Below are 18663 nucleotides of genomic sequence, written 5' to 3' on the forward strand. Positions count from 1 at the left end.
CGTCCACACCCTTGCGCGGCTTGTCCGCGCCGGCCCCCGCGCAGCCTGTCCGCGTCCGCCGGCGCCGGCATTCGGGATCGGCGGCGTCAGTCCTGATCAGCTGCGGCGAGGCGGTGGGCCAGGCCGGTCAGGCGGGCCGCCAGCTCCTGCGGGTCGCCGCCGCGCCCGACCGCCAGCCCCAGCAGGTACGCACCGACCGGCGCACCGGGCCGCACCGCGTGATGCGCCACCTCCCGGGCCAGGTCCAGCACCATCGTCACGTCCACGTCCGCGCGGGGCACGCCCAGCTCGGCGCAGGCCGCCTCGGTGAAATCATGCAGGTCGACGCCCATGGCTACTCCTCGCCGCGCGCGTCGTCGTCACGACGGCGCATCCAGGTGGTCCGGTCGCCCCTGACCGCGCGCCGAACCGGCCCGCTCGTCCACGGCCTCCGCCTGCCGCAGCTCGTCCGGGGTGTCGCAGTCATACCACGGCGCGGGCCCGGTGCCGGCCCACGGCACCTCGGCCACGTCGACCTGCGCCAGCAACACCCGCATCGGAGCCCCGTGCGGCTGCGCGGGCAGTGCGGCCCGCAGCGCGCCCAGCCGCCACGCCGCGCACAGGTGCTGCCGGCGTCCGTCCGCGTCGGTGAACATCACCACCTCCGCGTCCACCGCGAGCAGTGCCGCCACCGCGTCCCGGGTCAGGAAGGGGAGGTCCGCCGCGACGACCAGCACCCGACCGGTGCCGTCGGCCTCGGCCAGCGCTGCCGCACCGGCGGCGACGGCCGCGACCGGCCCCCCGCCGGGCGGGTCCTCGCGGGTCAGCACGGCTCCGGTCGGCAGCTCGGCGGCCAGCTCCGGCGGCCCCACGACCACCAGTGCACTCGCCTCCGCGACCGCCGCGAGCACCCGGCGCAGCATCGGCACCCCGCCGACGGGCAGCAGCGGTTTGGCGACCCCGCCCATCCGGCGGGCAGCGCCCCCGGCCAGCACCATCGCCGCGTACGAGATCATCTGCGCGCTCCCCGCCCTGTGGATGAACCGGCGTGTCATCCACAGGCTAGCGATCATCGCTGTCCCCGTCGCGCCGCGCCGGGGAGGCTCCCGCACATGACGACCGACTCCCCGACCTACACCCTCACCGAGCGCGCCGACCTGCTCGGCTACGTGCCCTACCTGCTCGGCTTCCACCCGGCGGACAGCGTGGTCGTGCTCGGCCTGACGGCCCGGCGGATCGGGGTCGCCGCCCGCGCCGACCTCGGGCAGCCCCACGCCGAGACGGCCCGCCGGCTCGGCGGGCTGCTCACCGCGGCGGGCCGAGGACGAGCCGCGATCACCTCGGTGCTGCTCGTCGGCTACGGGCCCGATCCGGCGGCGGCCGACGCGACCCGCGAGGTGGCCGACGCCCTCGACGCCCGGGGCTACCACGTGCGCGAGGTGCTGCTGCATGCCGGCGACCGCTACCACTGCCTGCAGTGCGACGACTGCACGCCGCCCGAGGGGGCCCCGTTCGACCTCAGCCGGACCGCCGCGGCCGCGATCGCCACGTATCAGGGACTGGTCGCGCAGCCCGACCGGGCCGCGGTCGAAGAGCTGGTCCAGCCCGTCGGCGGGCTGGCCGCGATCGTGATGACGCAGGCCGTGGACCGCGCCGAGGAGCGGCTCGCCGCGCTGCTGCGTGACGGCGCCGACGAGCCCCTCCGCGACGGTCCCGGCGGTTCGGGCAGGTCGGGCGGTCCCGGCGGAAAGGCGGGAGATGCGGCCGACGACAGGCTCGTACGAGCCGGGACGGCCGCGGTCGAGCATGCGTTGCGCGTCGCCGAGGCGGGTGGGCGGCTCGATGACGACCAGGCTGCCTGGCTCACCGTGCTCCTGCTGGACCTGCGCTGCCGGGACCATGCCTGGCAGCTGACCGACACCGAGCCCTGGCAGCTGGACCTCTGGCTGGACCTCACCCGGCGCGGCGAGCCCACCCTGCTGGCACCGCTCGCGAGCCTGCTGGCCTGGTGCGCGTGGCGGTCGGGCAACGGCGTGCTGGCCGGCGCGGCATTGCGCCGGGCGCTGCTGGCCGACCCCGCGTACACCCTGGCGCACCTGCTCGGCGAGGCGCTCGAGCAGGCCATCCCGCCGGGCAGCGTCGGTCCCTGGCCCGCGAGGTAGGGCCTTCGGAAGGCGCGGTTTCGATCCGGACACCGCCTGTTCCGGGAAAACGCGGTGTCACGCCGCATGTCGCCCCGCGGATCGGCCGAGGCCGTCGTTTCGTCCGCCGCGGGCCACCCAGGCGGCTCGCGCGCCGGTCACCGCAGATTCCCGGAAATCGTGGCCGGTGACGCGTTCGGGACGCGGGCGGCGGGACGGCACGCCCGCGAGACGGCACCCGGCCGACCGCTCAGAATGGGACCCGTGGACCTGGCCTACCTGCGCGCGCATCCGCACCTGCTACCGACCTTCCTGCACCATCAGCGGATCCGGGAGACGCCCGTCGACGGCGGCTCGATCTGCCACACCAGCAGGCTGACCTTCGACGACGGCGAGTCGATCTTCACCAAGTCGTGGCCCGAGGCGGGCGGGCGGGCACCGGACGGCTTCTTCGCCGCCGAGGCCAACGGCCTGCGCTGGCTCGCCGAGACGGGCACGGTCGCGGTGCCCGAGGTGCTGGTCGACACCCCCGACCTGCTCGGCATGGCATGGATCGAGCACGGGCAGCCGTCGGCCGCCGCGGCCGAGGAGTTCGGCCGGGCACTCGCCGGGCTGCACCGCGCCGGGGCGGCCGCGTTCGGCGCACCCTGGCCCGGGTTCCACGGCTCCGCCCCGATGGACAACACACCGCACCCCGGCCCCTGGCACGAGTGGTACGGCGAGCGCCGGCTCGCCGTTTACCTGCGGCTGTCGGTGGACCGGGGCGCGCTGGAGCCGGCCGACACAGCCCGCGTCGAACGGGTCCTGGCCGGTCTCGACCGGGTCGGCGGCGACGAGCCGCCCGCCCGCATCCACGGCGACCTGTGGACCGGCAATCTGCTGTGGGGTGCGGACGGCCGGTGCCGGGTGGTCGACCCCGCGGCGCACGGCGGCCACCGCGAGACCGACCTGGCCTACCTGCGGCTGTGGGGCGGTGCGCCGTTCCTCGACCGGATCCTCGCCGCGTACGCCGAAGCCTGGCCGCCCGCCGCCGGCTGGGCCGACCGCGTCCCGCTGCACCAGCTCTCCATGTACCTGCTGCACACCGCCCTGTTCGGCGCCGCCTTCGCCCCCGGCGTCCGAGACACCACCACGGCGTGCCTTCACCTCATCAGCTGACGTGGCAGCAGTTTCGGGGAAACTGCTGCCACGAAGAATCGCGTAGGCGCAATTTCCCGGAAACTGCACACCGGGCCACGCGCGACGGATCATTGCTGATCGAGTGGGTTATGAGGTTAAGAAGGGCACCTTCTTCTACGCGGAGCGTTAAGAAGGTGCCCTTCCTTTGGCCCCTTAGAGGCGGGGGTCGGTGGGTTCGGATTCGCTGGCGAGGATGGCGAAGACGAGTTCGTGGACGCGCCAAAGCGGGCCGTCGCGGCCCACCGTGTCGAGGGCGGCGAGGCCCAGACCGTGCTCGCGCAGGGCGAGGGCGCGCTTGCGACCGAGCCTGCGGTCGCGGAGCCGGGCCAGCTGCGCGGGCTCGGTGTACGACGGGCCGTAGATGATCCGCAGGTACTCCCGGCCGCGGCACTTCACGCCGGGCTGCACGAGGCCCTTCGCGCCGCGCACGGACAGGCCCGCGTACGGCTTGACGACCATGCCCTCGCCGCCGGACCCGGTCAGCTCCAGCCACCAGTCCGTCGCCCGCGCCACCGCCTCCGCGAAGTCCGCGTCGGCGACCGCCGCGCCGGTCGCGACCTCCGGGTCGGCGGCGGACGGGTCCGCGGTGGACACGTCGGTTGCGGCGGTCCGGGCCGGTCGGGGTGGCAGGTCGAGGACCAGGCGGCGGGTCGGGGTGAAGGTCACCGGGTCGGCGGCGACCAGCCGGTCCGCGACGGACAGGTGCCAGCCGTGATCGGCGTCGGCATAGGCCTTGCCCTGCGCCGCCAGCACCGCGAACGGGGCCAGCGTGATCCCGGCGATCCCGGCGGTCGGGGCGACGTACCGGCGGTAGGCGTCGGTGAACGCGTTCACGTCGCGCAGCGACCCGGCGAGCCGCTCCCGCTGGGCGGCCGTGTCGAGCCCGCGCGCCGCTGCCGCCGACAGCACGTCCAGGGCCGCGGGCAGCACGGCCCGGCCGGACGCGCCGACGGCGGCGTACTGGTGGATCAGCGTCTGCGCCTTGGCCGACCAGGGCAGCAGCTCGCAGTCGAGCAGCAGCCAGTCGGTGTCCAGCTCGGCCCACAGCCCGGCCGCGGTCGCCGCGTTGCGCACCTTCGCCAGCAGCTGCTCGGTGCGCTCGGGGTCGAAGAAGGCCCGCCCGGTACGCGTGTAGATCACGCCGGTGCTGCCGTCGTCGACGAAGCGCTTGGCCGCCACCGACGCGTCCCTGCAGACCAGGACGACCGCGCGGGAGCCCATGTGCTTCTCCTCGCAGACCACCCGGTGCACGCCTGCGTTCCGCAGGTCGGCCAGCGCCTCGGCGGGGTGTTCCAGGTAACCGTCCACGGCCGACGTCGACGACGGGGCCATGGTCGGCGGCAGCCACAGCAGCCAGCGCGGGTCGACCGCGAACCGGCTCATCACCTCCAGCGCCGCCGCGCTGTGCTCGGCGGGCACGGTGACGGTGCCGTGCAGGGTCTGCACGTGCCGACGGCCGGTGACCTCCGACAGCCGCAGCGCGCCCGCGGCCCGGTCGGGCGGCGCGACGGGCTGCAGCGGCCGGGCGGGCGCGTAGTGCTCCCGCTCCGCGTCGACCTCGACCAGCTCCCGCTCCGGGTAGCGCAGCGCGGTGAGCTTGCCGCCGAACACGCAGCCGGTGTCGAGGCAGATGGTGTTGTTGACCCACTCGGGCGTGACCGTGGGCGTGTGCCCGTAGACGACCATGGCGCGGCCGCGGTACTCCTGCGCCCACGGGTAGCGCACGGGCAGGCCGAACTCGTCGGTCTCGCCGGTGGTGTCGCCGTACATGGCGAACGAGCGCACCCGGCCGGAGGCCCGGCCGTGGTAGGCCTCCTTGAGGCCCGCGTGCGCGACCACCAGCCGCCCGCCGTCGAGCACGTAGTGGCTGATCAGTCCGTCCAGGAAGGAGGCCAGCCCGTCGACCGGGTCGGTCTCCAGCTGCGCGACGGTCTCGGCCAGGCCGTGGGTGAGCTGCACCTTGCGGCCGCGCAGGTGGCGCAGCAGCTTGTTCTCGTGGTTGCCGGACACGCACAGCGCCCGGCCGGCGGCGATCATGTTCATGACCAGGCGCAGCACGCCGGGGGAGTCCGGACCGCGGTCCACCAGGTCGCCGACGAACACCGCGGTGCGCCCCTGCGGGTGGCTCGCGTCCACGGCCCGCCCGGACTCGTCGCGGGTCAGCTCCCAGCCGAGCGCGGTGAGCAGCTGCTCCAGCTCCGCCCGGCAGCCGTGCACGTCACCGACGAGGTCGAAGGGACCGGTCAGCTCGGTGCGGTCGTTGAACAGCTTCTCGTAGCGCAGCTCGACGTCGGCGGGGTCCTTGACCACGTACACCTTGCGGAAGCCCTCGCGGGCCAGCCGGTTCAGCGAGTGCCGCAGGTCGCGGTGCTGGCGGCGGAGCACCTCCCGGCCGAACGTGCGATCCGGCCGGGCCTGCGTGCGCTCCCAGCAGACCGCCTCCGGGGTGTCGATGACCACGGCGACGGGCAGCACGTCGTGAGCTTTGGCCACCTCGACCAGCGCGGCGCGGGCATGCGACTGCACGTTGGTCGCGTCGACGACGGTGAGCCGGCCTGCCGCCAGGCGCTTGCCCGCGACCAGGTGCAGCACCTCGAAGGCGTCCTTGGTGGCGGCCTGGTCGTTCTCGTCGTCGGCGAGCAGCCCTCGGAACGCGTCGCTGGACAGCACCTGGGTCGGCAGGAAGTGCTCCCGGGCGAAGGTCGACTTGCCCGAGCCGGAGATGCCGACGAGCACGACCAGGGACAGCTCGGGCAGCGCGACGGTGGTGGTCCGGCCCTTCTCCTCGCTGCGCTCGCTCATGCGGGCACCTCCTCGGGGACAGTGCTGGTCTTGGTGAACAGGGCGAGCTGGGTCGGCGGACCGACGTCCGGGTCCTCGTCGCCGACGGCGCGCAGCGCGTAGGTGTAGCCGTACTCGGCGGCGACCTGGTCGCACCAGGCCGCGAACTCGGCTCGGGTCCACTCGAAGCGGTGGTCGTCGTGGCGGTGGCCGCCTTCGGGCAGCGTCTCGTAGCGCACGTTGTACTCGACGTTCGGCGTGGTCACGACGACCGCGCCGGGCTTGGCGTCGCCGAACACCGCCGCGCACAGCGCGGGCAGCCGGGGCAGGTCGAGGTGCTCGATGACCTCCATCAGCACCGCGGCGTCGTACCCGCGCAGCCGCTCGTCGACGTAGGTCAGCGCGGACTGGATCAGCTTGATCCGGGCCCGCTGCCGGTCGGGCAGCCGGTGCAGCCGCAGCCGCCGCTCGGCGATCTCCAGCACCTTCGGCGACACGTCCGCCCCGACGATCTCGGTGTAGCGCTTCTCCCGGATCAGGTCGCCCAGCAGCGCGCCACCGCCGCAGCCCAGGTCGAGGACGCGGGTCGCCCCGGTCTCGGCCAGCGCGGCGAGCACCGCGGCGCGCCGGCGTACGTTCAAGGGCTTGGTCTTCTCCACCACCGGGCCCTCGGCGACGGAATCGTCGTCGGGCGCCTCCTCCAGCGGCGCGAGCGCCGCGTCGGCCCGGTCTGCCAGGGCGCGGCTGTGCGCCAGGTAGCGCCGGATGATCAGCGGGCGCTCCGGGTGCCCGGCCAGCCAGCCCTCCCCGGCCCGCAGCAGCTTCTCGATCTCGTCGGGCGCCACCCAGTAGTGCTTGGCGTCGTCGAGCACCGGCAGCAGCACGTAGAGGTGGTTGAGGGCGTCGGCGAGGCGCAGCTCCCCGTCGAGCGTCAGGTCGACGTACCGACTGTCGCCCCACTCCGGGAATGCCGGGTCCAGCGGCAGCACGTCGCCGCGCACGGCCCAGCCCAGCGGGGTGAACAGCCGCTCGGCCAGCTTCAGCCCGCCCTTGGCGCGCAGCGACGGCACCCGGATCGACAGCGGGATCGCGGTCGCGGCCAGCTCGGGCCGGTCCTTGGAGACCCCGCGCGCCGCGGTGCGGAAGACCCGGTTCAGCGCGGCGGCCAGCAGGCTCGACGCGGCGTACGGGCGGTCGTTGACGTACTGGTTGAGCTGCTGCCCGTCGGCCCGGGTGTCGGCCAGCCGCTGCGGGTCGACCTCCAGCAGCAGCGCGGCGGTGCACCGCTGCTCGCTCGCCTCCGGGTAGAGCACGGTCGCCGTGCCGTGGCTCAGCTCGAAGCTGTGCACGCGGTCGGGATGCTTGACGAGGAGGAAGCCGAGGTCGGTGGCCGGCGAGTGCGTGGTCGAGAGGGTCAGCAACACGGCGGCGATCCTGCCAGGTGGCGCTGGGCCACGCATTCGGATAACAACGCGATAGGTTCGTCGGGTGACCTCTGCCAACACAGGCTTGATCGACCGGTACGGACGCCGTGCCGTGGATCTGCGGGTCTCTCTGACGGATCGCTGCAATCTGCGCTGCTCGTACTGTATGCCCCCGGAAGGGCTGCCCTGGCTGCCCAAGCAGGAGATCCTCACCGACGACGAGGTGCTACGGCTGATCACCGTCGCGGTGACCCGGCTCGGCGTCGAGGAGGTGCGCTTCACCGGCGGCGAGCCGCTGCTGCGCCCCGGCATCGTCGGCATCGTCGCGGGCAGTGCCGCGCTGACCCCCCGCCCCAAGCTCTCCGTCACCACCAACGGCATCGGGCTGGCCCGGCTGGCCGTGCCGCTGCGCGACGCCGGGCTGGACCGGGTCAACGTCTCGCTGGACACCATCGACCCCGAGCGGTTCGCCGCGATCGCGCTGCGCCGCCGCTTCGACGAGGTGATCGACGGGCTGTCCGCGGCCGCCGCGGCCGGGCTGACCCCGGTGAAGCTCAACACGGTGCTGCTGCGCGGGATCAACGACGACGAGGCCCCGGCCCTGCTGCGCTTCGCCCTGGCGCACGGCTACGAGCTGCGCTTCATCGAGCAGATGCCGCTCGACGCCCAGCACGGCTGGAGCCGCGAGCAGATGATCTCCGCCGCGGAGATCCTGGCGTCGCTGGAGGCCGAGTTCGACCTCAGCCCCGACCCGGCCGAGCGGGCCGGCGCCCCGGCGGAGACCTGGCTGGTGAACGGCGGCCCGGCGAAGGTCGGTGTGATCGGCTCGGTGACCCGGCCGTTCTGCGGCGACTGCGACCGGACCCGGCTCACCGCCGACGGCCAGGTGCGCAACTGCCTGTTCGCGACCGGTGAGACCGATCTGCGCGGGCTGCTGCGTGGCGGGGCCGATGATGAGGAGATCGCCGTGCGCTGGCGCGAGGCGATGTGGGGCAAGCTGCCCGGCCACGGCATCGACGACCCGTCGTTCCTGCAGCCGGACCGCCCGATGTCCGCTATCGGAGGATGACTTACGACCTGCGCTGGCGAGAGTGGCGCAGAGCCCGATAGGCCTCGACAGCCTTTCTCGAGCGCCTGGCGGTAGACCCAGCGTGCTGCGTCCGCGTATCCCTGGACCTCGGTGTACTCACTGAGTTGCTTCGCGCCGACGGCCCTCCCCTGGTCGAGCAGCGCCTGCACTTCACGCAGGACAAGCGTGTTGCCCTCCAGCGCCGTGGAATGATGGGCTTCAAGGTGCCAGATGTCGTCCCAGATCGCACGAGCCTCCACCGGACTAGGCAATCCGCCCAGCCTTGAGTGGAGTTCGGTCAGCGCCCAGTCGAGGCGCTCGTAGACCCGTGCTCTGCTTGGTGCCACTCCTGACGCACATTTTGATACACCAGATCGGAAGCCAAATGAACTTATCAACTAGCCGGATCCAGCACTGGTCGGCGAAGGTGTCAGAAAAGTGATCACGGTGCGATTCTTCGCGGGCGCGCGCGCTGCCGCCGGGGTCACCGAGGAGCAGTTGCCCGCCGGGCAGGACCTGACACAGCTGATCAAGGAGCTCGGCGCGGCGCACGGGGACGCCCTGAGCCGGGTGCTGCTTTCAGCCAGCTTTCTGGTTGACGGGCTAGCGTGGCACGATCGCCGCGCGCCCCTGCCGTCCGGCGCGACCGTGGACGTGCTCCCGCCCTTCGCCGGCGGGTGAAAGGAAAACCCCCGTGGTGCTGCAAGCGCTGATGTTCTTCAGCATGGTGCTGATCGTCGTCGGCCCGATCCACTGGTACCTGTACAAGCGCCTGGTCAAGGACACGACCACGACGAAGCGCGGTCGCCGGATCGGCGCCGTGGCGATCATCGCGCTGGCGGCGGCGCTGCTGGCGGCGTTCATCGTGCCGCGGGCGATCGGCGCGAAGGCGTCCTGGGTCATCCCACTGATCGGCTACATGTGGCTGGCCGTCCTGTTCTACCTGCTGGTCACGCTGCTGGTGCTGGAGATCCCCCGCGTGATCGCCAACCGCACCTGGGCCCGCCGCGCCGCCGCCCCGACCCCGGTCGCGGCCGACTCCGTCGTCGCGACGGTCCCCGCCGCGACGGGCACCGGGTCGGGCGGGTCGCAGACCCTGCTGGCCGAACCCGGCACCGAGCCGGCGCAGGGTGGGCCGGCGGACCCGAGCCGGCGGCTGCTCATCGCACGCGGTGCGGCGATCTTCGCCGGGCTGACCGCGACCGGCATCACCGCGTACGGCGTCAAGACCGCGCTCGGCGACCCGGTGCTCAAGCGGGTGCAGATCCCGCTGGCGAAGCTCCCCCGCAGCATGGACGGCTACAAGATCGCCCTGGTCAGCGACATCCACCTGGGCCCGCTGACCGGCGTCGAGCACAGCCGCCGCATCGTCCGCTCGATCAACGGCATGAACGCCGACCTGATCGCCGTCGCGGGCGACATGGTCGACGGCAGCGTCGCCGAGCTGGGCGACGAGGCCGCGCCGCTGGCCGAGCTGCGCGCGCGCGACGGCGCGTACTTCGTCACCGGCAACCACGAATACTTCTCCGGAGCCGAGGAGTGGCTCGTCGAGGTCGAGCGCCTGGGCATGCGGCCGCTGCAGAACGAGCGGCTGGACATCCGCGGGCTGACCCTCGCCGGCGTCAACGACGTCAGCGGCGGCAGCCTCGGCGAGGGCGGGCCGGACTTCGGCAAGGCGCTCGACGGCCGGGACCCGGGCAAGCCCGTGGTGCTGCTGGCGCACCAGCCGATCCAGGCGTTCGAGGCGGCGAAGCACGGCGTGGACCTGCAGCTGTCGGGGCACACCCACGGCGGCCAGATGGTCCCGTTCAACCTGATCGCGGCCCTGCAGCAGCCGGTCATCTCGGGCCTCGGCGAGGTCGACGGCACCCAGGTGTACGTGACCAACGGCGCCGGGTTCTGGGGCCCGCCGGTGCGGGTCGGCGCGCCGCCGGATATCACATTGGTGGAACTGCGCGCGATGTAGGTAACAACTCTCACGGACGCGCGTGGCGGGTGCCGCCGGACGGGCCGGGCATGTCAGGATGCTGCGTGCCCCCCGTCTGGACTGCTGATCTGCATATCCACTCGCGGTACTCGCGTGCGTGCAGCAAGGACCTCGACCTGCCCACGTTGGCCTGGTGGGCACGGCGCAAGGGCGTGGCCCTGCTCGGCACCGGCGATGTCACCCACCCCGCCTGGTTCGAGCACCTGCGCGAGCAGTTGCGCGAGGCCGAGCCCGGTCTGTTCCGGCTGTCGCCGGAGGTCGAGCGGGACGTCGCGCAGCGGCTGCCCGCGCGCCTGGCGGCGGGGGAGCCGGCCCGCTTCATGCTCAGCTCGGAGATCTCCACGATCTACAAGCGGGGCGACCGCACCCGCAAGGTGCACCACCTGATCTACCTGCCGGACCTCGACGCCGCGCAGCGCTTCCGCGACCGGCTCGGCCGGGTCGGCAACCTGGCCAGCGACGGCCGGCCGATCCTGGGCCTGGACTCCCGCGACCTGCTGGAGATCACCCTGGAGGCCAGCCCGGACGCCTACCTGGTGCCCGCGCACATCTGGACGCCGTGGTTCTCCGCGCTGGGCAGCAAGTCCGGCTTCGACGCGATCGCCGACTGCTACGCCGACCTCGCCGAGCACATCACCGCCGTGGAGACCGGCCTGTCCAGCGACCCGGCGATGAACCACCGGGTGTCCAGTCTCGACCGGTACACCCTGGTCTCGAACTCGGACGCGCACTCGCCGCAGGCCCTGGCCCGGGAGGCGACCCGGTTCGACTGCGCGCTGGACTACTTCGCGCTGAAGGCGGCGCTGGCGGGCGCGCCCGGCCTGGCCGGGACGATCGAGTTCTTCCCCGAGGAGGGCAAGTACCACGGGGACGGGCACCGCGACTGCGGCGTCAACTGGACTCCGGCCGAGTCCCGCGCGACCGGCGGCATCTGCCCGGTGTGCGAGCGGCCGCTGACCATCGGCGTGCTGGCCCGGGTCGAGGCGCTGGCCGACCGGCCCGACGGCACGCCCGCGCCGAACGCCCGCCCGGTCACCCACCTGGTCCAGCTGCCCGAGATCGTCGGCGAGCTGGAGGGTGTCGGCCCGAAGACCCGCACCGTCGAAGGACGGGTGAACGGGCTGGTCGCGGCACTGGGCTCGGAGCTGTCCATCCTCATGGAAGCGCCGCTGGCCGAGGTCACCGCCGCCGGCGGCGAGCTGCTCGGCGAGGCGCTGCGCCGGTTGCGGGCCGGGCAGGTGCACCGGGTGCCCGGCTACGACGGCGAGTACGGCGTGATCCGGCTGTTCGAGCCGGGCGAGCTGCGCCCGCAGGACACCGCCGACACGCTGTTCGACCTGCCCGCCGCGCCGGTGACACCCGCGCCGCGCAAGGCCCGTGCGCCAAAGCAGGCCGCGAGCAAGCCTGCGGTACGCCGCACCAAGCCGGTCTCCGCTCCGCCGCTGCCGCCGGAGCCCTCGCCGCACGAGCCGTTCGAGCCGATGCTGGCCGGGATGGAGGAGGTCGGCACCGGGCTGCTGGACCGTCTCGACGCGATGCAGCGCGTCGCCGCGTCCGCCCCGGGCGGCCCGCTGCTGATCGTCGCCGGACCGGGCACCGGCAAGACCCGCACGCTGACCCACCGGCTGGCATACCTGTGCGCGGAGATGAACGTCTACCCCGAGGACTGCCTGGCCATCACGTTCACCCGGCGCGCCGCGGAGGAGCTGCGGCACCGGCTGCGCGGGCTGCTCGGCCCGGTCGCCGAGGACGTCACCGTCTCCACGTTCCACGCGCTGGCCCTGTCGCTGCTGCGCGAGCAGGAGCCCGACCTGGTCGTCGCCGACGAGCCGGGCGGCGAGGGCGTGCTGCTCGACGAGCTGATCCCGCGCCTGGTGGCGCTGCTCAAGGCGCAGCCGTCGCTGCAGGACAAGCTGCGTTCGCGCTGGCCGTGGGTGTTCGTCGACGAGTACCAGGACGTCGACCCGGACCAGTACGCGCTGCTGCGGCTGCTGGTGCCCAGCGACGGCAACCTGTGCGCGATCGGCGACCCGGACCAGGCGATCTACTCGTTCCGCGGCGCGGACGTCTCGTTCTTCCTGCAGTTCTCCCGCGACTTCGTGGACGCCCGGGTGGTCCGGCTGACCCGCAACTACCGCTCGTCCGCGCCGATCCTGGCCGCCGCGGTGCAGGCGATCGCGCCCAGTTCGCTGGTGCCCGGCCGCCGCCTCGACCCGGCGAAGGTCGACCCGGAGGCCGCGCTGATCGGGCAGTACGCCGCGAGCAGCCCCGCCGACGAGGCCGCGTTCATCGCCCGCAAGGTCGACGAGCTGGTCGGCGGCGTGTCGCACCGGACGAAGGCCGACGTGCGCGGGGTGACCGGCACGACGGTCTCGTTCAACGACATCGCGGTGCTGTACCGCACCGACGCGCAGGCCGCCGCGATCGTGGACGCGCTGTCGCGGGCGGGCGTGCCGGTGCAGAAGCGCTCGCACGACCGGCTGCGCAGCCGGGCCGGGGTCAACACCCTGCTGGCCGAGCTGCGCCTGGCCACCGGGCTGACCGGCTCCGTGGCGGCCCGGCTGAAGCTGACCGCGAAGGTGCTCATCGAACGGCCCGCGCTCGGCGGCGGCTCACCCGAGCCGGACGAGGTGTGGGCCGCGGTGGACCTGCTCACCCCGCTCGCCCTGCGCTGCGGGCAGGACCTGCAGCGCTTCCTGGGCGAGGTCGCCACCGGCGCGGAGGTCGACGCGCTGGACCCGCGCGCGGAGGCGGTCACCCTGCTCACCCTGCACGCGGCCAAGGGCCTGGAGTTCCCGGTGGTGTTCCTGGCCGGGTGCGAGGACGGGCTGCTGCCGCTGCGTTTCCCCGGCACCGCGCCGACCGAGGCGGAGGTCGCCGAGGAGCGCCGGCTGTTCTTCGTCGGGCTCACCCGGGCGCAGCGGCGGCTCTACCTGAGCCACGCGGCACGGCGGGTCCGCTACGGCAGCGAGCGGGACTGCCGGCCGACGCCGTTCCTGGCGGCGGTCGACGCGGGACTGCTGGAGCAGCTCGGCGACCTTACCCCACGACGGCCCCGTGACCAGCAACTTCGCCTGATCTGACGAAGGGTGCGGTCCGAACGAACGAGTTCGGTGACGTGACCAGTGACACCGGGAGCCCTGGCGGCGCTCAGTAGGACGGAAGCGTCCGCAGCGGCACCAGGAGCACCCCTTGTCAGTGAAGCTGATCACGGTTGACCCCGTCACGCTGGTGCGGTTGGGATACAGCGCCGCCTGCGCGACCTACACAGACATCGACCTGGTCGGTCAGGCCGCCACGGGCGAGGAGACCCGCGACCTGGTCGGTGACCTGGAACCGCACGTGGTCACCATCGACGCGGCCGTCCCCGGCGAGGGCGGGCTGCAGCTGGCCGCCGAGCTGCGTGCCGCGCGGCCGCGACTGGGGCTGGTCCTCACCGGCCCCGCCGAGGACGGGCTGCTGCTGCAGGCGCTGCAGGCCGGGCTGTCGGCATACCTGCCCCGCTCCGCGCCGGTCGAGCTGTTGATGTCGGCGGTGCGGCACGCCGCGGTGGCCCCGGCCTCGTTCACCGCGCCCAACCTCGCCGAGGCGATGGCGCGCCGCCGGACCCGGTCCACCGCGCTCAGCCCGCGCGAGGAGCAGATACTGCAGCAGCTGAACACCGGTGGCAGCCTGGCCGCGATCGCGGTGCGCATGCGGCTGACCGAGTCCACGGTGCGCACCTACGTGGCACGCCTCTACGACAAGCTGGGCGTGCACAACCGGACCCAGGCCCTGCAGGCCGCGGCCCGGTTGTACCTCATCTAGCCGACCGGCCCTGGTCGGGCCGGGTCAGAAGGCATCCATGATGCCGATGATGCCGGGCCCGAGGATGACGATGAACAGGGCAGGGAACAAGCAGAAGATCAGCGGGAAGAGCACCTTCACCGGCAGCTTGCGTGCTGTCTCCTCGGCGAGCTGGCGGCGCTTGACCCGCATCTGCCGCGCCTGTTCCCGCAGCACGCCCGCGATCGGGATGCCAAGCTCACCGGCCTGGACGAGGGCCAGGGTGACGGTCTTGAGTTCGCGGACCGTGGTCCGCGCCGCGAGCGCCCGCAACGCCGCGGACCGGCGCTGGCCCATCTGCATCTCCTGCAGCACCCGGGCGAATTCCCGGGACAGGGCACCGGGCATGGTGACGGCCACCTGCGCCAGCGCGGCGTCGAAGCCGAGTCCGGCCTCGACCGACAGCGTCAGCAGGTCCAGCCCGTCCGGAAGCCGGCGGCGGATCTCCTGCTGGCGGCGTACCCCCAGGTCGTAGACGACCAGGAACGGCACCCAGAAGCCCAGGGCGCCCCCGCCGACCACCCACGCCACGACTGCCCCCGGCCCGAAGTCCAGCGCCAGCGCCGCCGCCGCGCCCAGGGCGGCGAAGACGAGCAGGCCGAGGCCCTGCATCTCGACGATCCGCTCCGGCGGCCAGGCCACCGGGTTCCCGGCGTAGTCGAGCCAGTGCTGTAGCCGGGCGCCGGCACCCCTGGGTGTCAGCAGCCGGCCCAGGGCCGACATCTGCTGCGCCGCCGGCCGGAGCCGGTCACCGAGCTTCTCCTCGGCGGCTGCGGCGCTGCCCGGCGCGTAGACGGTGTCGATCGTCTCCAGCGCCTTGGCGACCCCGGCCCGGCCGATACTGGCCGACACCAGCGTGATCACCGCAAGCGCGATGGCGGCGAAGATGGCTCCGATGCCGACGTTGAGAATCAGCTGCGTGCCCACGGTCACACCTCGATCTTGATCAAGCGGGACAGCCAGAAGCCGCCGGTGAGCAGGAGGAGGACACCCACCACCAGCATCACGATGCCGCGCATGTCGGTGTAGAGGGGCCGGACGTACTCCCCCCGGCTGAGGAACATGAACGCACCGGCGCCGATCGGCAGCGCGAGCAGCACCCAGGCGCTGAGGCGCCCCTCGGCCGACAGCGAACGCACCTCGCGGTACAGCGCCTCGCGCTCCCGCATCGTCTCGACCGTCGTGCTCAACACCTCGGCCAGGTTGCCGCCGATGTCGCGCTGCACCCGGATCGCGACCACCGCCCAGGCCAGGTCCTTGCTGCGCATGCGCACGGCGACCCGGTCCAGGGCGTCCTCGATGTCGACGCCGAGGCGTGCCTCGCCCAGCGCGCGGCCGAACTCCGACGCGATCGGCTCGGGCAGCTCGCGGGCCATCGCGTCGATGGCCTGCGTCAGCGAGAAGCCGGACCGCAGCGAGCCGACGATCAGCTGGAGCGCCTCCGGCATCAGCTCGCGGAAGGCCTCGACCCGCTTCGTGGCGCGATTGCGGTGGTAGAGCGAGGTGAACAGCCAGCCCACGAGCGGGCCGAGCACGACACCCGCCAGCGGTGCCAGCATCACGCCGATCAGCACCGCGGCCACCACACAGGCGAGCGCGCGCAGCAGCAGCCACTCGTGCGGCCGGAGCCGCATGCCTGCCCGGTCGAGCTGCGTCGCGAGCCGGCCTTCCACGTTCGCCGACTTCACCACCTGCTCAGACAGCGCCAGCGCGGCGGCGGTGACCTGGCTGGAGCCGTCGACCGGGGCGGCGGAGCGGCGCGGCGCGACGAACTGGTCCAGCTGTGACAGGCGGCGCCGGCGGTCGGACGCGGAGAGCATCGGCCCCACCACGAGCAGGGCCGTGCCCAGCAGTCCGGCGAAGACCACCCCGCCGATCACCAGCAACCAGGTGTTACCCGGCGCGCCGCCGGGCACACCGACGAGCGGCCCGACCGCGCGGGTGTCGACGGCGAAGGCGACGGGCACCTCGGTGCTCACCCCACCCGCCGCCACCGTGAGCCGCAGCTGCTGCCCCGACAGCTCCGCCGGCACGGTCACCCGCACCAGCAGCTGCACCGCGAACGAGCCGGACGCCTCGGCGAAGGCCGCGCCGAGCGCCGCGGCGTCAGCCGCCGTGAACGCCCTGCCGCCGGTGGCGGTGGACAGCCCCGCGAGGATGCCCGCCGTGGTGTCCGGGGTGGCGAAAGCGATCGTGTCGACCGCAACCGCACCCGCCCCCTGCCGGGCCGTCGCCAGCGTGGCCTTCGAGGCGGTGTCGGCGCCGTCGGAGAGTGCGACGATGCGCCGCTGCCCCCACTCACCCTTGTTCATCAGGCCGGCCGCCAGCCGCACGCCGTCGTACAGGGCCGTCTCGCCCTTCGCCGCCAGCGCGTCGACCGCCCGGTTCGCGGCGGCGCGATCCTTCGTCGGCGCGAGCGCCACGGTCGCCGGGGCGCCCGCGGTCACCAGGCCGATCTCGACGTCGGCCGGGATCAGCTCCAGGTAGCGCCGCGCGGCGGTCCGGGCGGCGTCGATCGGACCGCCGGTCATGGAGCCCGACGTGTCCAGCACCAGCACGACGCCGCGCCGCGCCGCAGTGGTCTCCGCCGAGGCGACCTGCGTCGACGTGGCCTCGAAAGTGCGGTCGCCGGCCTTGACCGCGACCGTGTCGAACGCGGTGCCGGCCGGCAGGTCCTGTGCCGACAGGTAGAACTCCAGCAGTCCCGCCTCCTGGCGCAGGCCGGAGATGCTCAGCGCGGGATCCGCCGCCGCGGCGGGCGTGGCGACCAGCCAGACCATCGTGGCGAAGACCGTGGCGGACAGCGCCCCGAAGCCGAATCGGCGCTTCACTGGCCCCTCCCGAAGAGTTCCGGGGTGATGACGATGCCCTGGTCGGCGAGCTGATCCACGAATCTCGGGCGCAGCCCGGTGCTGGTCAGCGCACCCTGATGGCGGCCGTACTGGTCCTGGCCGGCGCGGTAGTCGAAGGCGAACAGGTCCTGCATGGTGATGACGTCGCCCTCCATCCCGGTGACCTCGGTGATGTGGGTGATGCGGCGGGTGCCGTCGCGGAGCCGGGCGAGCTGCACGACCACGTCGACGGCGCTGGCGATCTGCTCGCGGATGGCCCGGACCGGCAGGTCCATGCCCGCCATCAGCACCATGGTCTCGAGCCGGGCCAGCGAGTCGCGGGGCGTGTTCGCGTGCACCGTGGTGAGCGAGCCGTCGTGGCCGGTGTTCATCGCCTGCAGCATGTCCAGCGCGGCGCCGTCGCGGACCTCGCCGACGACGATGCGGTCGGGCCGCATCCGGAGCGCGTTGCGGACCAGGTCGCGGATGGTGACCTCACCGCGGCCCTCGATGTTCGGCGGGCGGTACTCCATCCGCAGCACGTGCTCCTGGGCCAGGCGCAGCTCGGCGGAGTCCTCGATGGTGATGATGCGCTCGTCGGACGGCAGGAACGAGGAGATCACGTTCAGCAGGGTGGTCTTGCCGGTGCCGGTGCCACCGGAGATCAGGATGTCGAGTCGGCCCTGCACGCAGGCGCGCAGCAGTTCGGCGACGCGCGGGCTCATGGTCCCGAATCTGACCAGGTCGTCGACCGTGTACGGGTCGGCGGCGAACTTGCGGATCGTCAGCGCGGCGCCGTCCAGGGCGATCGGCGGCACCACGGCGTTGACCCGGCTGCCGTCGGGCAGGCGCGCGTCGACCATGGGCGAGGACTCGTCGACGCGCCGGCCGACCCGGGACACGATCTTGTCGATCACGCGCCGCAGGTGCGACTCGTCCATGAACGCCGCGTCCACCGCGTGGATGTGGCCGAACCGTTCGACGTAGATGCGGTCCCAGGCGTTCACCATGATCTCGGTGATCTCCGGGTCGCGCAGCATCGGCTCGATCGGCCCGTGCCCCAGAATCTCGTCGAGGATCTGCCGGTATGCCGTGGCCCGGTCGCCGGCGGTGAGGTTGGCCTCCTCCTTCGACAGCACCTCGGGCAGCGCGTCGCGGACCCGCCGCTCCAGCTCGGCGTCGTCGGACACGGTGTCGTAGAGCTGCGGCCCGAGCAGGTCCAGCAGCGCCTGGTGGGCGCGCTTGCGCACGGCCGCCAGCGGGTCGTACGCCCGCCGCGTGTTGCGGCGGCCGAACTGGATGCCGCTGACCGGCATGGCCGACACGGGTGCGGCGTGCGCGGCCGAGGCACCGGAGGCCTCGTTCGCGCTGCCGATCCGCTCGCTGAGCACGCCGCCGCCGGCGACCGCGGTGGTGCGCTGTCCGAGACGATCCTGCAGGGACATCG

The 18663-nt window shown here is 73.3% G+C and carries 14 protein-coding genes; 7 read left to right on the forward strand and 7 right to left on the reverse strand.

Annotated features, from left to right (window positions below; genetic code table 11):
* Window positions 1-86 precede the first annotated feature (86 nt).
* Both HAV39_RS07670 and mobA read right to left on the reverse strand, forming a co-directional pair.
* Window positions 87-332, reverse strand: a complete 246-nt coding sequence (locus tag HAV39_RS07670) for a DUF6457 domain-containing protein (RefSeq protein WP_191838488.1) — start codon at window positions 330-332, stop codon at window positions 87-89.
* A gap of 27 nt (window positions 333-359) precedes the next feature.
* Window positions 360-977, reverse strand: a complete 618-nt coding sequence (mobA, locus tag HAV39_RS07675; protein WP_191838734.1) for a molybdenum cofactor guanylyltransferase — start codon at window positions 975-977, stop codon at window positions 360-362.
* 114 nt (window positions 978-1091) lie between these two features.
* Here mobA and HAV39_RS07680 point away from each other — a divergent pair, with 114 nt between their 5' ends.
* Complete coding sequence (locus HAV39_RS07680) at window positions 1092-2141, forward strand: DUF4192 domain-containing protein (protein WP_191838489.1); 1050 nt, start codon at window positions 1092-1094, stop codon at window positions 2139-2141.
* A gap of 243 nt (window positions 2142-2384) precedes the next feature.
* A complete protein-coding gene (locus HAV39_RS07685; protein ID WP_191838490.1) occupies window positions 2385-3278 on the forward strand; it encodes a fructosamine kinase family protein in 894 nt (297 codons plus the stop codon).
* Window positions 3279-3452: 174 nt separating this feature from the next.
* Here HAV39_RS07685 and HAV39_RS07690 read toward each other — a convergent pair whose 3' ends face one another.
* Entirely contained in the window at window positions 3453-6101 is a 2649-nt protein-coding gene (locus HAV39_RS07690; RefSeq protein ID WP_191838491.1) for a polynucleotide kinase-phosphatase, read from the reverse strand.
* On the reverse strand, window positions 6098-7504 hold the full coding sequence (locus HAV39_RS07695) for a 3' terminal RNA ribose 2'-O-methyltransferase Hen1 (protein ID WP_191838492.1): 1407 nt from the start codon (window positions 7502-7504) through the stop codon (window positions 6098-6100). Before HAV39_RS07695 ends, HAV39_RS07690 begins: the two co-directional genes overlap by 4 nt.
* A gap of 64 nt (window positions 7505-7568) precedes the next feature.
* Here HAV39_RS07695 and moaA point away from each other — a divergent pair, with 64 nt between their 5' ends.
* The 5 genes from moaA (at window position 7569) to HAV39_RS07720 (ending at window position 14367) form a co-directional block, all read left to right on the forward strand.
* Window positions 7569-8573, forward strand: a complete 1005-nt coding sequence (moaA, locus tag HAV39_RS07700) for a GTP 3',8-cyclase MoaA (protein WP_191838493.1) — start codon at window positions 7569-7571, stop codon at window positions 8571-8573.
* 414 nt (window positions 8574-8987) lie between these two features.
* Window positions 8988-9254, forward strand: a complete 267-nt coding sequence (locus HAV39_RS07705) for a MoaD/ThiS family protein (RefSeq protein WP_373311704.1) — start codon at window positions 8988-8990, stop codon at window positions 9252-9254.
* 31 nt (window positions 9255-9285) lie between these two features.
* Window positions 9286-10539, forward strand: a complete 1254-nt coding sequence (locus HAV39_RS07710; protein ID WP_373311703.1) for a metallophosphoesterase — start codon at window positions 9286-9288, stop codon at window positions 10537-10539.
* A gap of 65 nt (window positions 10540-10604) precedes the next feature.
* Window positions 10605-13643, forward strand: a complete 3039-nt coding sequence (locus tag HAV39_RS07715; protein ID WP_239120454.1) for a UvrD-helicase domain-containing protein — start codon at window positions 10605-10607, stop codon at window positions 13641-13643.
* 115 nt (window positions 13644-13758) lie between these two features.
* Complete coding sequence (locus tag HAV39_RS07720) at window positions 13759-14367, forward strand: response regulator transcription factor (protein ID WP_239120469.1); 609 nt, start codon at window positions 13759-13761, stop codon at window positions 14365-14367.
* Between the two features lie 24 nt (window positions 14368-14391).
* Here the strand turns inward: HAV39_RS07720 and HAV39_RS07725 are convergent, their stop codons facing one another.
* Genes HAV39_RS07725 through HAV39_RS07735 form a run of 3 tightly spaced genes read right to left on the reverse strand, consistent with a single transcriptional unit; the run spans window position 14392 to window position 18661 of the window.
* Window positions 14392-15312: a type II secretion system F family protein gene (locus HAV39_RS07725; protein ID WP_203736180.1), complete on the reverse strand. Its 921-nt coding sequence runs from the start codon at window positions 15310-15312 to the stop codon at window positions 14392-14394.
* A 2-nt stretch (window positions 15313-15314) separates the two neighbouring features.
* Window positions 15315-17216, reverse strand: a complete 1902-nt coding sequence (locus HAV39_RS07730) for a VWA domain-containing protein (protein WP_191838497.1) — start codon at window positions 17214-17216, stop codon at window positions 15315-15317.
* The gene (locus HAV39_RS07735) at window positions 17213-18661 is read right to left on the reverse strand and encodes a TadA family conjugal transfer-associated ATPase (RefSeq protein ID WP_191838498.1); all 1449 of its coding nucleotides are present in this window, start codon (window positions 18659-18661) and stop codon (window positions 17213-17215) included. The genes HAV39_RS07730 and HAV39_RS07735 overlap by 4 nt, the downstream gene beginning before the upstream one ends.
* Between the last annotated feature and the right edge of the window lie 2 nt (window positions 18662-18663).

This window comes from Catellatospora chokoriensis, from assembly GCF_011297315.1.
GTDB classification, from domain to species: domain Bacteria; phylum Actinomycetota; class Actinomycetes; order Mycobacteriales; family Micromonosporaceae; genus Catellatospora; species Catellatospora citrea.